The sequence below is a fragment of the Salinibacterium sp. NK8237 genome (genome assembly GCF_015864955.1).
In the GTDB taxonomy this organism is placed as follows: Bacteria; Actinomycetota; Actinomycetes; order Actinomycetales; family Microbacteriaceae; genus Rhodoglobus.
Map to the genome: position 1 here is coordinate 1,198,432 of NZ_JADYWE010000001.1, position 13,157 is coordinate 1,211,588.

At 60.2% G+C, this 13,157-nt stretch carries 14 protein-coding genes; 1 reads left to right on the forward strand and 13 read right to left on the reverse strand.

Annotated features, from left to right (window positions below; all coding sequences use genetic code 11):
• Positions 1-151 precede the first annotated feature (151 nt).
• The 4 genes from I6E56_RS05790 to groES all read right to left on the reverse strand — a co-directional run bounded on the left by I6E56_RS05790 (position 152) and on the right by groES (position 4,264).
• A complete protein-coding gene (locus tag I6E56_RS05790; protein WP_197136658.1) occupies positions 152-1,411 on the reverse strand; it encodes an ABC transporter substrate-binding protein in 1,260 nt (419 codons plus the stop codon).
• Between the two features lie 130 nt (positions 1,412-1,541).
• Positions 1,542-2,828 carry an ABC transporter substrate-binding protein gene (locus tag I6E56_RS05795; RefSeq protein WP_197136660.1) on the reverse strand — a complete coding sequence of 429 codons (1,287 nt, stop codon included), beginning with the start codon at positions 2,826-2,828 and terminating at the stop codon, positions 1,542-1,544.
• Between the two features lie 56 nt (positions 2,829-2,884).
• Positions 2,885-3,829, reverse strand: coding sequence for an EamA family transporter RarD (gene rarD / locus I6E56_RS05800; protein ID WP_197136662.1), 945 nt, complete (start codon positions 3,827-3,829; stop codon positions 2,885-2,887).
• 138 nt (positions 3,830-3,967) lie between these two features.
• Positions 3,968-4,264, reverse strand: a complete 297-nt coding sequence (groES, locus tag I6E56_RS05805; protein ID WP_197123170.1) for a co-chaperone GroES — start codon at positions 4,262-4,264, stop codon at positions 3,968-3,970.
• A 123-nt stretch (positions 4,265-4,387) separates the two neighbouring features.
• Here groES and I6E56_RS05810 point away from each other — a divergent pair, with 123 nt between their 5' ends.
• Positions 4,388-5,578: a class I SAM-dependent methyltransferase gene (locus I6E56_RS05810; RefSeq protein WP_197136664.1), complete on the forward strand. Its 1,191-nt coding sequence runs from the start codon at positions 4,388-4,390 to the stop codon at positions 5,576-5,578.
• A gap of 53 nt (positions 5,579-5,631) precedes the next feature.
• Here I6E56_RS05810 and I6E56_RS05815 read toward each other — a convergent pair whose 3' ends face one another.
• The 9 genes from I6E56_RS05815 to glmS form a co-directional block, all read right to left on the reverse strand.
• On the reverse strand, positions 5,632-6,564 hold the full coding sequence (locus I6E56_RS05815) for a hypothetical protein (protein WP_197136666.1): 933 nt from the start codon (positions 6,562-6,564) through the stop codon (positions 5,632-5,634).
• 75 nt (positions 6,565-6,639) lie between these two features.
• Positions 6,640-6,915, reverse strand: a complete 276-nt coding sequence (locus I6E56_RS05820) for a DUF4190 domain-containing protein (protein ID WP_197136668.1) — start codon at positions 6,913-6,915, stop codon at positions 6,640-6,642.
• Positions 6,916-7,015: 100 nt separating this feature from the next.
• The gene (tsaD, locus tag I6E56_RS05825; RefSeq protein ID WP_307842787.1) at positions 7,016-8,104 is read right to left on the reverse strand and encodes a tRNA (adenosine(37)-N6)-threonylcarbamoyltransferase complex transferase subunit TsaD; all 1,089 of its coding nucleotides are present in this window, start codon (positions 8,102-8,104) and stop codon (positions 7,016-7,018) included.
• 32 nt (positions 8,105-8,136) lie between these two features.
• On the reverse strand, positions 8,137-8,628 hold the full coding sequence (gene rimI, locus I6E56_RS05830) for a ribosomal protein S18-alanine N-acetyltransferase (protein WP_197136670.1): 492 nt from the start codon (positions 8,626-8,628) through the stop codon (positions 8,137-8,139).
• On the reverse strand, positions 8,625-9,245 hold the full coding sequence (gene tsaB, locus I6E56_RS05835) for a tRNA (adenosine(37)-N6)-threonylcarbamoyltransferase complex dimerization subunit type 1 TsaB (protein ID WP_197136673.1): 621 nt from the start codon (positions 9,243-9,245) through the stop codon (positions 8,625-8,627). Before tsaB ends, rimI begins: the two co-directional genes overlap by 4 nt.
• Positions 9,229-9,801, reverse strand: coding sequence for a tRNA (adenosine(37)-N6)-threonylcarbamoyltransferase complex ATPase subunit type 1 TsaE (gene tsaE / locus I6E56_RS05840; protein ID WP_307842788.1), 573 nt, complete (start codon positions 9,799-9,801; stop codon positions 9,229-9,231). The genes tsaB and tsaE overlap by 17 nt, the downstream gene beginning before the upstream one ends.
• Positions 9,798-10,919: an alanine racemase gene (gene alr / locus I6E56_RS05845; protein ID WP_197136675.1), complete on the reverse strand. Its 1,122-nt coding sequence runs from the start codon at positions 10,917-10,919 to the stop codon at positions 9,798-9,800. The genes tsaE and alr overlap by 4 nt, the downstream gene beginning before the upstream one ends.
• Positions 10,891-11,265 carry a holo-ACP synthase gene (locus I6E56_RS05850; RefSeq protein ID WP_197136677.1) on the reverse strand — a complete coding sequence of 125 codons (375 nt, stop codon included), beginning with the start codon at positions 11,263-11,265 and terminating at the stop codon, positions 10,891-10,893. The genes alr and I6E56_RS05850 overlap by 29 nt, the downstream gene beginning before the upstream one ends.
• Positions 11,266-11,273: 8 nt before the next feature.
• Positions 11,274-13,124, reverse strand: coding sequence for a glutamine--fructose-6-phosphate transaminase (isomerizing) (gene glmS, locus I6E56_RS05855; protein ID WP_197136679.1), 1,851 nt, complete (start codon positions 13,122-13,124; stop codon positions 11,274-11,276).
• Positions 13,125-13,157: the final 33 nt, after the last annotated feature.

The window sequence follows — 13,157 nt, forward strand, 5'->3', positions numbered from 1 at the left end:
ATGTGTTCAGGAATCAAATGTGGCACTACCGTGTCGCCACACTGTCAAGCTATGCCCACCCGGCACATCCGCACAATACGTCTGTACTACAGCCTTGTAACGCTCTTGGGAATCGTTACCATTCGTAGACTTTGAGAAACATAGGTGTTTCTCAGTTAATCCGGGTGTACACGTTGTCGCTACCGTACTGGTAAATCCCAATGACCGCGCCCTGTGGATCACCATTGTCATTGAGGGTTATCGGGCCTGAAACACCGTCGTAATCTACGGTGCCTCCGGCGAGCACAATCTTCGCTGCATCCGCAAATGTGGTGGCAACTTCACCATCGCCGCTGCCGCCGGACACCTCCTGGAGCTTGCTCGCAATGCCTTCGCCTGAAATCGTCTGCGACGCCAGCGCGGCCAAGCTCGCCAAAATCACAGCGTCATAGCTCTCAGCCGCGTAGCTGAAGTCTTTGAGGTCGGGATTGATTTCGAGCAGGCGATCAGTGAAATCCGAGATTGTCGAGATGTCGAGCCCTGGCTGTGTGACGATGGATCCCGTCAGGCTGCCGTCAGCAAATCCCGAGTCACGATCACCGAGAGATAGTCCAGAAAAGAAGAGCTGGTCGCCGGAGTAACCGGCAGCAATGAACGCCTTGGCAATCTTCTCGGCCCGCTTGGAGCCCACGATCGCTACGGCATCCGGCTCAGCAGCAATTGCCCGCTCAATTTGCTCATCGAGGTCGGTGGCATCCTCATCGATCAACTCCTGAGAAAGAAGCTCACCGCCACCGCGCAGGAACGCTTCGCTCAAAGCACGAGGCAACAGAGGCTCACACAGAGTGTCCTCATTGAGGATCGCAATCGATCCATCACCGACGCGTTCGGCCATCTCTTTCCCGAGTGCAGCGCCTTCAAGGGCGCACGATGGCGAAGTGCGCCAGTACAGTCCATCGTCCCCATAATTGGAGAAGTCAGGCGAGTCGTTTGCTGGCGAGATCTCGACAACCCCCGCTCCGGTGATCTGGTCAATAACCTTCTTCGAAATGCCGTTGGATAGCCCACCGATAATCACTGTCGCGCGGGCCTCAAGCAACTCCGTCACCGCGTCCTCGGCCGTCGTATCTGTCGAGTCACCCGAGTCACGCGACTCGATGTTCACCGTGAGGCTGGCGTCAGCGTCGTTGACATCTTGAGCGGCTAGCGCGATCGCTGCAGCTACTGCCGGGCCGAACTTGTCGAGCGATCCCGACTCGGGCACAAGTGCGCCAACCGTGAGAGTCAAATCTTTGGGTGAAATGGGTTCTTCCACGGGTTCTGCTGTCGAGCATCCGCTCAATACAAGAACCGCAGCAAGAACGCCTGCAACTGCCGTGAACCCGTGCCGGGTTCGCAGCGACACGCGTGATCCACGGGACATGGATGTCATCACAGTCGCTCCTATCTACCGCCCAGAACACAGAGCAGCATTGTTACGGTACTGGCCAATCCTGAAAACGGGAACTCAGGGCGAGCCGTTTATAGTCAAAAATGTGCCCCCAATCCGGGCGGCACATCACCTAGCCGACGGTTGAACCACTCTTATAGGCGAACCTATTCTCGCTGTCGTAAGTGTAGAAGCCCCAAAAAGCGGGCTCTATATTGCCCCCGGGGGTGAAATTGACGGTGCCAGAAACGCCGTCGTAATCAATGTCGTTTGTCGTCTTAAGCACTTCGAGGCACTCGTCAAAACTTAGACACTTCACACCACTCTTCGAGACGTCGTAGAGGGAATCCGCAATCGCTTGCCCCGCGTCATCGTTAGCGACAATGGCGGCGAGAGCCGCGAGCATGGTGGCATCGTAGGCTTCGGCCGCGTAGGCATACGTTGTCAGCTTCGAGTTGGTGTCCTTGAGCGCCGCAATGAGCGTCTTCGATGGCTGTGCACCTTCGATCACTCCGCGAACACCCGTCAAAGTCCCCTTGTCGAATGCTTGCGAATAGTCTCCAGTGTTGAGCGACGTGAGCCAGAGTTTCGAACCCTTGAAGCCCGCATCAACGATCTCCTCGATTGCCGCTTTGGTCGCTTTCTCAGCGTCATACGTCGAACCGATCACCACATAGTCAGGATCAGCGTTCTCAAGGTTGGCGACGATGGTGTCGAATTTCGTTGTCGAGCTCTCAAAAATGTCGTCTGACACGAGCTCTATGTCGTGCTCGGCGAGTGCCTCAACGAACGTGTCGTGCAATGCAACACCCTGCGCATCGTCAATATAAATGAACGCAATTTTCGGAGTCGTGTCACCACCGGTCAAGGCCTCAGCCAGCGCGAAACCCTGCTGATCATACGCAGGGATGGTGCGGAAAAAATAGCCGTCGTCAAAAACATCATCGAGGCTCGACAGCGTCGCTGCCGGTGAAATAAGGGGAATCTTCGCATCCATCGCCAACGGTATTGCGCGCTGCGCCAGGGCGGATGACGACGGACCGATCACGACATCGACTTCCTTCGACACCAGAGTCTTGAAATTCGACTCCAATTTCGTGCCCGAGGCATCGCCCGAGTCGACCGCTTCGATCTCAACCGGCTCACCGTTCACGCCGCCAGCGGCGTTGATCTCTTTCACCGCTGCTGCGACCCCAGCCTTCTGCGCTGCAGCCAAGAAAGAAAAAGTGCCGCTGGTGGGAAAAATTGTTCCCACGCGAAGAACGCCATCACCGGTCGGTGTTGACTCAGGCGAAGGCGTGGCGGTGGGAGTCGATGCAATGACCGGCGTTTGAGTCGGTTCCGGAGAACTGCATGCTGCGAGAGCCACAGCAACCATTGCCGCTGCGATCACACCGCGAGTCGTGCGAAACCTCGTCATGGACTTACCTCTCACGGTGGAGCGATCTCGGGCGATCGAGCACCTTCACAGGAATACTACGGTGCGCCCGGTGCCTCCGCAGGCGAACCAAGCCGCGTGCGAGAAGAGTGGCGGAACAGATCATACGTAAGGATGGCGAGCGCCACCCACACGATGGCGAAACCAAGCCAGCGCTCCGGAGGCATCGCCTCGTGGAACACGAAAACGCCCACCATGAGTTGAAGAATGGGCGCCAAATACTGCGCCAAACCCATATAGGTGAGGGGCAGCCGACGAGCTGCCGCCGCAAACAAGATCAACGGGATCGCCGTGATAGCACCCAAGAAGAGTGTCAAAGTGAGATGTCCCGGCCCCGCAGTACCCGCAGCGAGCTGCCCATTGGCCGCAAGCACAAGCAACACCACAATCGCTAGCGGCGTCAGAAACGCGGTCTCAACGGCAAGGCCGCCCACGGCATCCGCCTTGGGACCCACGCTTTTCTTTACGAGCCCATAGAGACCGAAACTGAACGCAAGGCCCAACGCGATCCACGGAAACCGGCCGTACCCGATCGCCAAGACGAGAACGGCGAGCGCACTAATCGCTAGGGCCACCCATTGCAGCGGGCGAAGTCGCTCACGCAACACAACGACTCCGAGCAGCACCGTGACAATCGGATTCGTGAAATAGCCGAGCGCTGCCTCAACAATGTGGCCGTTGAGGCTCGCATAAACGTAAATGAGCCAGTTGACGACGACGAAGGCACCGCCCAAGCCCAGCATCCAGAAGGTGCGACGATCGCGAACAATAGCCATGACCCGGGTGTATCCCCGCGTAACCACCAGAAGGGCGGCACAGAACACGAGAGACAACACGATGCGCCAGGCAACGATCTCGATCGCTCCCGACTCTTTGAGCGAGAAGAACACGATCGGCATCGCGCCCCACAAAACATAAGCAGAAACAGCGAAGCCGAGGCCGCTGGGCGAAACGCGATCAGTCGCCGAAGAAGTGGAGGTCACAACTAAATCCTAGGGTCGGATGCTGTCTGTGAAAGCCACCAGGAACGACGAAAGCCCAGAGCCGAGGCCCTGGGCTTTCGAAACGCCTCACCGCGAACGGGAGACGAGAAAGTTAGTTTCGCGTGAGCGAGAGACTACTTAGCGAACGATGACAGCGAGAACGTCGCGAGCCGAAAGTACGAGAAGGTCTTCTCCGCCGTACTTCACCTCGGTTCCGCCGTACTTGGAGTAGATGACCTTGTCACCAACTGCGATGTCAAGCGGCACGCGGTTTCCGTTGTCGTCAATGCGACCGGGACCTACGGCGACTACTTCACCCTCTTGGGGCTTCTCTTTCGCAGTGTCAGGAATGACGAGCCCAGACGCGGTGGTCTGTTCTGCATCGACCTGCTTGATAACAATGCGATCCTCGAGCGGCTTAATGGACACCGACACGTTTGACCTCTTTCTAAAGTGCTTGGGCTGGCACACTCCGTACGGGAGTGCCAGATCAACTATACGGCTTGGTTGGCACTCGATCAACGTGAGTGCCAATACGGATGCGGATACGGTTAGAGAATGAATCAGAGCGAATTGCGCGAGCTACTTTCAGCCGAGGGCCTTCGCCTGTTGGACTCGCTACCGACGTGGCACTCGAGCGACGAGATCGTGCGTACTGTCGCCGAGCTTCGCAAGGCTGGGCACAGCCCCGCATTGGTCGCCGCAGTGCTCAGCCAATCCAAGCTTCGAGCGAAAGCTGCCAGCAAGTTCGGTCCGTTTGCCGACCGAATGCTCTTCACCGAGGCCGGCCTCGAACAAGCAACTCGCCTTTCTGTTGCCGCCCAGCACGCCGGACGATTCTCCAAAGCCGGCGTGAAATGGGTGGCAGACCTCGGCTGCGGCATCGGAGCGGATGCTCTCGCCATCGCAGCTCTTGACATCAATGTCACCGCGGTCGAACGAGACGAAACCACCGCCGCGCTCGCAAGCTTCAACCTCGCACCCTGGAGCAATGCCCAAGTCGTGCACGGCGATGCTGAATCTGCTGACCTCACCGGCATTGACGGGGTTTATCTGGATCCCGCCCGCCGCGATGCCCGGGTTCGCCTCACCAATCCGGCCGACTGGACACCATCCCTCGACTTTGCGTTCGGTCTTGCCGAGCGTTACCCGACCGGCATCAAACTCGGCCCCGGAATCGACCGAGACCTCATTCCCGACACCGCAGAAGCACAGTGGATTTCAGTCGGGCGCGAAGTTGTCGAGCTCGGACTGTGGTTCGGGACCGTTGCCCGCCCGGGCATCCGGCGCGCAGCCCTCGTGATCGGGGACCACGGTACTGCTGAGCTCACCGCCGCGGCCGACAGCGTGGACGAACCAGCGGGAGAGCTCGGGCAGTTTCTTTACGAGCCCGACGGTGCCGTCATCCGTGCTCGCCTCATCGGTGATCTCGCGCGGCAACTGAACGGTCGCATGCTCGACACGTCTATCGCCTACTTCAGCGCGGATGCCGCCGTCGCGTCACCTTTCGCAGCCTGCTTTGAGATCGTCGAAGATTTCACTCTCGACAAGCGTTCACTGAAGAAGGAATTAGCGGCGCGCAAGATCGGCACTCTAGAAATCAAAAAGCGCGGGGTCGATATCGACCCCGCGGCTTTTAGAACGTCGCTCTCGCTCAAGGGCGAAAACAGCGCGACCCTGATTCTGACGCGCGTTGCTGGCAAGCGCCGCGCGCTGCTTGCGCAGCGCGTCACGCCTGCTGCACGCTAATGCCGAGCATCTCGCCTCAACGAGTGGGCGAGAGGCTCAGCGGATAGTGGCGACTAGTAGCGGTATTCGTTTCCGCCCATGATCATGAACGGCAGAAAGAATACCGCTGCGATAACGAGCCCAACGATGATGCTCAACCCGACTCCGACATAACCCGTGATGAGACCGGTTAGCCAGAACGGCCGGGCATACTTCTGCTTCTTTTGCGCTAGATGCCCGAGAACTACGGCTGCTACAGCAGGCAGAAATCCCATGCCGACAAAGGTCAACAGGACACCCACGATTCCGGTAACCATCGAGGCGATCGATAGCCCCTGTGGCAGGCCGGCAGCGACTGGCGTGTATGGCGCCTGACCTGGGGTGGAGCCGCCTGCATAGCCAGGAATCGGGGTGCCGCTCGGGGCAGAGTAGGGGTCATTGGCGGCGGCAGTCGGCGCTGTGGGCGCCGCTGCAGCGGGTGGTGTTACCCCGGGCGAAGCTGCGCTCACGGCGTCGCTCGCTGCGGGGGCCGTCTGGGTGGCCTTGGGTGCTGGCGGCACCGGCGGGACACTTGATGCCGTGCTGCTCGTGGTCGCTGCCACAGCCGCGGGCGCAGCCGTTTCATTCGCCTTGGCAGTCTTAGCCGCTGCAGCAGTGGCCGCGGTCGTCTTAGCTGCTGCGGCCTTCGTTGCTGCAGCTTTCGTAGTGGCAGCCTTGGCCGTCGTCGACTTAGCGGTGGCGGCCTTCGTCGCCGTAGCCTTCGTTGTTGTGGCCTTAGCGGTTGCGGGCTTGGCTGTAGTGCTTTTTGTTGCACTGACCTTGGGCCCGGCGGTTACCTTGGCCGCAGAAGTCGATTCGGATGCGGTGGTCGACTTGGCGGCAGGCGACTTCTTCGCTGCGGGCTTCTTGGCCGAGGGGGTGGCTTTCGCCAGGGGCTCGCCGGAGGTTGAGGACGCGCTGGGCGTGGAGATCGACGGAATTGAGTCGTCTGAATTGTTGGTAGCCATGCGCACACTTTAGCAAGTGTGAAGCAACAGAAAAGGGCCCGCACTCGCGTGCGGACCCTTTTCGAGCGTTGTTGCTTAGTAGGAGGTTCCCGCACTGAGGGCGATGATGAAGCCGACTACGAACAAGCTACCGATCACGAAGCCAATGTATCCGAGGATGAGGCCGATGATGGCGAGCACGTTGCCCTGCTCACCCGTCTTCTTGATCTGGCTCAGGCTGATGTGTCCAAGAATGATTCCCACGAGGCTGAGGCCGAAGACCGACGTCACGAGGGAGATGATCGAAAGGACGTTCCATTTGGCAACCGGCGCGCCTGCTGGCGATGCGGCGTAAGGCGTGGGTTCTGACATGTCGACGAGCTCCTTAGATGATGATGCCGAAACCGGCGCCCCTATATTCTCAGCCTGAAAGATGCCTGTCAACGCAGGTCAGTCAGATTTTACGACTGCGTCACGCCTGAATTTGAGTGACGGGGAGCGTGGAATCAGCGCTGAAGCCCAAAGTTGACGGCTCTTTGCTCGCCATAATCAATTGGGCGCCCAGTGCCGCAATCATCGCTCCGTTGTCGGTACACAGTGACAACGGCGGGATGCGCAATTCAATCCCCGCCTGCGCACAACGCTCCGCGGCGAGTTCGCGAACGCGAGCATTCGCTACGACACCGCCCCCGAGCAGGAGACGGGGCACCCCGCGATCGACGCAGGCTGCGACCGCCTTGGTGAGGAGAACATCCACGACTGCCTCACGGAAACTTGCTGCGACATCCGCAATGGAAAAATCGGTACCCGCGTCTTGCTCACGCTCAACCCAGCGGGCGACCGAGGTTTTGAGACCCGAGAACGAAAAGTCGTAGCGGTGACGGTCGGCGTCTTTGGCGTGCGTGAGTCCGCGCGGAAAACGAATCGCCTTGGGGTCGCCGCCCACCGCGACCCGGTCGATCTGGGGCCCACCGGGATACGGCAAGCCGAGCAAGCGCGCGACCTTGTCGAAAGCCTCGCCCGCAGCATCGTCGATCGTCTCGCCAAGCAGCTCAACATCAGAGACCAGGTCACGCACTTCGAGCAGCGACGTATGGCCGCCAGACACCAACAGCGCGATCGTCGGAAGCTCAATCTCAGTGCCATCATCGCGCAAGACATCGGCACCGACGTGACCAACCAAGTGATTGACCGCATACAAGGGCTTGCCCGTGGCCACAGCGAGCGCCTTGGCCGCTGCGACTCCGACCATCAGCGCGCCCGCAAGCCCCGGGCCGCTCGTGACGGCAATGGCATCCAGCTCAGACAATTCAACGCCGGCTTCAGCGAGCGCCTGTTCGAGCGCCGGTTGCATCGCCTCGAGGTGGGCACGCGCCGCAACCTCGGGAACCACTCCCCCGTAGCGAGCGTGCTCCTCCATCGACGACGAGATCACATTGGCCAACAATTGGTTGCCGCGAACGATACCGATTCCGGTCTCGTCACAGCTCGTCTCGATGCCGAGCACGAGGGGATTCGTGGTGTTGGCAGGAAGCTGACCTGAGAGGGCTGAGCTTGCCACTGCTGAAGCTGGATTCGGAGCTGGATTAGACATCAGGCACCCACCGCGGGAGAAAGCTTGGGTTCGGGAATAGTGAGTCGCATCACGATCGCATCAACCCCATCCGGTTGGTAGTAGTTCGGGCGCACCGCAATTCGCTCGAAGCCGAGCGAATCATACAGGTGCTGCGCAGAGGGATTATCGTCGCGCACCTCAAGAAACAGTTCGCTCGCACCACGATCGCGTGCTTCGACCATAAGAGCGTGCATCAGCGCACGACCGATTCCCTGGCGGCGAGCATCCGGAGAAACAGCAATCGTCTGGATGTCAGCCTGTGGCGACCGGAACGGCGAACGCAATCCTGCGTACGCCGTGACCACCGAGGGCTCCCCCACCGGATGCGCGATCACGTAGTACCCGTGGTTGTCGCGAATCTCGGCACGCATCATGTCACTCGACCAGGCATCGTTTGCGAACTCGCTGGCCTCAATGGCCATGATGGCGTCGAGGTCGCTTTCGGTCGCGCGGCGTAATTGCCAGCTCATGCGGTTACTCGTTTCGATCCTGCGGAGAGGGTGATGTCTGGCGAGCGCAAGTAGAGCGCCTCTTCGCCAGCAAAAGGACGATGGTGTTCGCGCAGCAGGAATGCGAGGCGTGCCAAGTTCGAGGCGTGCACGGGCTCCGCGTCCCTCACGTGAAAGTGCTCGAAATTCGGGACGCTAGCGGCGAGCTCGGCGGCGGGAGCGAGCGCCGGACCGGCAACGCGCACGGGCAGCCCCGCGGCATCCGATCCCTCGTAGGTTGACCAGTACAGTTCCTTGCGACGCGCATCGGTCGCCACGACGACCGGTTCAGTTTCTCCGAGCGCGAGTGCATCATGCGTCACGACAGGCAACAACGGAAGGCCAGCGCCAAAGGCAAAAGCCCGAGCCGCCACAATGCCAACCCGCAGTCCAGTAAAGGGGCCCGGGCCCATTCCGGCCACGACACCGGTCAGGTCGGTTACAGCGCACTCAGCGTCAGTCAGGCAACCGCGGATGAAGCCGCCAACGACTTCGGCGTGCTTGCGAGTATCCGAAGAATTGTGTTCCGCTCTCACCACGCCCTGAGCGTCGACGATCGCGACGCTCGTGCCCGCCGAGGTATCAATCGCTAACAGCATTGAGCCACTCCATGTCTGCCCATCTCGGGCCGTTTCCGGTCACGGTGACGGTGCGTGGTTCGATTGCTTCTTCGGCGAAATCGTCGGTGTGATCGATGGAGGCACTGTCGCCGTCTGAATCGGGATCCTCATCTGCCGCCCCGGCACCCACAGGGCGCACGATATCGACCGTAAGCCAACTCTCGCTCACTCCGTCGAGTAAACCGGCGCCCCATTCGACAACCACAATGGATGACTCAAAGTCGATGTCGAGGTCGTCGAGCTCTACGGCGCTACCGAGACGATACGCGTCGACGTGAACGAGCGGTGGTGCCTCCACCTGCGAGAGTTCTGCGCCAGAGTCGTCGAGCCTGGGATGCGTGCGTGCCAGAACGAACGTGGGGCTCGTGACCGTGCCACGAATGCGGAGAGTCTCCCCGATCGCGCGCGTCAGCGTGGTCTTTCCGGCACCGAGTTCGCCATTGAGCATCACCAGATCGCCCGCCACAAGTTGCGCGGCGATGACGGCGCCCAACTCGGCCATGCGGTCGGGAGAATCGACTGTTAGCGCGGTCACGACTCGTACCTGCGGGTTACACGGGAACCGATGCGGGTCACAATTTCGTAGTTGATGGTGTCAGCGGCGGCCGCCCAGTCATCCGCGGTCGGCACCGACTGTGCTGGGTCGCCGAAAAGGACTGCCCGATCGCCGACGGCAACGTTCGCATTTCCCATATCGACCACAATTTGATCCATCGCGACGCGACCCGCGACTCGACCAACGACACCATTGATAGAAACCGGTCCACGGTTTGACGCATGACGGGGAACCCCATCACCGTAGCCGAGCGGCACGAGCGCGAGCGTGGTGTCTTGCTCGCAGCGGTAGGCGTACCCGTAGGAGACCCCAGAACCGGCAGTAACGCGCTTCACCGACACGACAGGAGCGCTGAGGGTCATGGCGGGCACAAGACCGAGTGCCGCAGCATCCACATCGTCGGCGGGCGACAGCCCATAACTGCTGATGCCCACGCGAACGAGATCGAAACGGGCAGAAGGATGTTTGATCGCGCCCTCTGACGCCGCAAGGTGGCGCAGCTCGGGGCGGAGCCCTACCGACTCGGCCATGGCGACGGCGGCCGAGAATTGCTCGATCTGGTCAGCGTCGTGCTCGGCCCCCGCGTTGGCGAGGTGGCTCCACAGACCCCGCACGCGAATGCGACCCGCGAGCTCGTGAACAACCGCTGCCTCGAAGAACTGGTGCCACTCTTCCAAGAAAGCGCCGTTGCGGTGCAGCCCTGTATCGACTTTCAAGTGGACGAACGCAGTATCGGATGTCGCGGCAACCTCATGCAGCTGCTCCGTGCTGCTCACGCCGAGGTCGATATCCGCGCGCACCGCTTCGCCAAAAACTGCCCCCGGCTGGTGCAACCACGCCAGCAGCGGAGCATCGATGCCGGCGCCGCGCAGCGCAAACGCCTCGGTCAGGTCGGCGACGCCGAGCCAGTCGGCGCCTCCCGCGAGTGCTGCCCGCGCGCTTTCGATAGCACCGTGGCCATAGCCGTTGGCTTTGACAACAGCCATTACCTGCACCGGTGCGACGAGCGCCCGCAGGGTTTTGATGTTGTGAATGATGGCCGCCGTGTTGATGGTGGCGAGTCGAAGATCAGCCAAGGTGTGCCTCCGCGATGACATAGGCGATCGCGATTCCGGCGTCGTGACTCATCGACAGGTGCACCGAGGTTATTCCGCGACGTTCGGCAATGGCTTTGGTCGAATTGTGGAGCTCAAGCGAAGGATTGCCGAGCTGGTCAGAAACCACCCGCATGTCGTGCCAGGTCACTCCAGCTGAGTCGCCGAGCGCCTTGATGAGTGCTTCTTTCGCGGCAAAACGCCCTGCTAGCGAGCGCAGCGGACGAGGTTTGCCATCCTTGAGCTGTTCGCTCTCAGAGAACAGGCGCGATGTGAGGGTCGGTGTGCGCTGCAGAGCACGCTCGAAGCGGGCGATGTCGACGACATCCACACCGATCCCCACAATCACGGTGAAACCTATTCGACGGTGACAGACTTCGCGAGGTTGCGAGGCTGATCGACGTCGAGTCCCTTCGCAGCAGAAAGCTCCATGCCGAAGATGTGCAACGGAATGACAGCAAGCAGCGGCTCAAAGAACGAGCCAGCCAACGGAATCGGGATGACCTCATCGGCGAAGGGAAGCACAGCGGCGTCACCCTTCTCGGCGATAGCGATAACGCGAGCGCCCCGAGCACGGATCTCCTGAATGTTGGAGACAACCTTCTTGTGCAAAGAGTTGGGGTCGCGCGGGCTCGGAACGATCACGAAGACGACCTGACCGGGCTCAATGAGCGCGATCGGACCGTGCTTGAGCTCGCCAGCAGCGAAGCCCTCCGCGTGAATGTACGCGAGCTCCTTGAGCTTGAGCGCGCCCTCAAGGGCGATCGGGTAGCCAACGTGGCGACCGAGGAAGAGCACCGACTGGGTATCTGTCATCCAATGAGCCAGCTGCTTGATCGACTGCGAGGTCACCAAGACCTCAGAGATCTTGTCAGGAATAGCCTGCAACTCGGCCACATTCTCGCGAATCTCCTTATCGCTAAGTGTGCCGCGCACGCCCGCAATGTGCAGACCGATCAGGTACAACGCCGTGGCCTGAGCAACGAAAGCCTTCGTGGATGCCACAGCAACCTCAGGACCAGCGTGCGTATAGACAACAGCGTGCGATTCACGCGGAATCGTTGCGCCGTGCGTGTTGCACACCGAGACAACCTTCGCGCCGGACTCCATAGCGAACTTGACCGCCATGAGCGTGTCCATGGTCTCGCCAGACTGGCTGATCGAGATCACAAGCGTGCGATCTGTGAGAATCGGGTTGCGGTAGCGGAACTCGTGAGCGAGCTCAACATCGACAGGAACGCGCGCCCACGCCTCAATGGCATACTTGCCCAGCATGCCGGCATAGGACGCAGTTCCACACGCAACTACAACGATGCGGTCGATGTTCGCGATAACCTCATCGCCGAGCGGCTCGAATTCGGTGAGCTTGACCAGCCCATCCTGAACGCGACCAAGAATGGTGTTGGCAACGGCATCCGGCTCTTCGCTGATTTCTTTAGCCATGAAGCTCGACCAACCACCCTTTTCGGATGCTGAGGCGTCCCACGCGATATCGAACTCTTCGACCTCAACCGTGTTGCCTTCGAAGTCGATGACGTCGACAGAGTCGGGACGGATCGTGACGATCTGGTCTTGGCCAATCGCAACCGCGCGACGAGTGAACTCCACGAAAGCCGCAACGTCGGAGCCCAAGAAGTTTTCGCCGTCGCCCAAACCGATCACGAGCGGAGAGTTGCGGCGAGCGCCAACAACAACGCGTGGCTGGTCTTGGTGCACGGCGAGGAGAGTGAAAGCACCCTCGAGACGCGAAACGACGCTCTGCATCGCAGCAGTGAGGTCACCCGTCTTGTCGTACTCTCGCCCGATGAGAAGGGCCGCAACCTCAGTGTCGGTCTCGCTAATGAACGTTTCACCGTCGAGCAGCAACTCGTTCTTGAGCTCAGAGAAGTTCTCGATGATGCCGTTGTGAATGAGCGCGAGCTTGGAGTCGCGGCTCAAGTGCGGGTGAGCATTCACATCGGTGGGACCACCGTGGGTAGCCCAACGAGTGTGGCCAATACCAGTGGCACCGTTGCCCAGAGGCTCGGCTTCAAGATCATCCAACAGCATCTGCAGTTTGCCAGCACGCTTGCGCGTTCCGAGCACTCCAGCTTCATCGATGATCGCGACACCGGCGGAGTCGTACCCCCGGTACTCGAGACGCTTTAGACCGCCGAGGAGAACCTCAAGGCTTTTTTCGTTACCTACGTAACCGACGATTCCACACATGGATACGAGTTTAGTTCCCCCAGCTGGGTATCC

Coding starts and splice junctions, on each gene's coding strand:
- I6E56_RS05790 (WP_197136658.1), bottom strand. CDS start 1,411: ATGACATCCATGTCCCGTGGATCACGCGTGTCGCTGCGAACCCGGCAC.
- I6E56_RS05795 (WP_197136660.1), bottom strand. CDS start 2,828: ATGACGAGGTTTCGCACGACTCGCGGTGTGATCGCAGCGGCAATGGTT.
- I6E56_RS05810 (WP_197136664.1), top strand. CDS start 4,388: ATGAATCAGAGCGAATTGCGCGAGCTACTTTCAGCCGAGGGCCTTCGC.
- I6E56_RS05815 (WP_197136666.1), bottom strand. CDS start 6,564: ATGGCTACCAACAATTCAGACGACTCAATTCCGTCGATCTCCACGCCC.
- I6E56_RS05820 (WP_197136668.1), bottom strand. CDS start 6,915: ATGTCAGAACCCACGCCTTACGCCGCATCGCCAGCAGGCGCGCCGGTT.
- rimI (WP_197136670.1), bottom strand. CDS start 8,628: ATGAGCTGGCAATTACGCCGCGCGACCGAAAGCGACCTCGACGCCATC.
- tsaB (WP_197136673.1), bottom strand. CDS start 9,245: ATGCTGTTAGCGATTGATACCTCGGCGGGCACGAGCGTCGCGATCGTC.
- alr (WP_197136675.1), bottom strand. CDS start 10,919: ATGTCATCGCGGAGGCACACCTTGGCTGATCTTCGACTCGCCACCATC.
- glmS (WP_197136679.1), bottom strand. CDS start 13,124: ATGTGTGGAATCGTCGGTTACGTAGGTAACGAAAAAAGCCTTGAGGTT.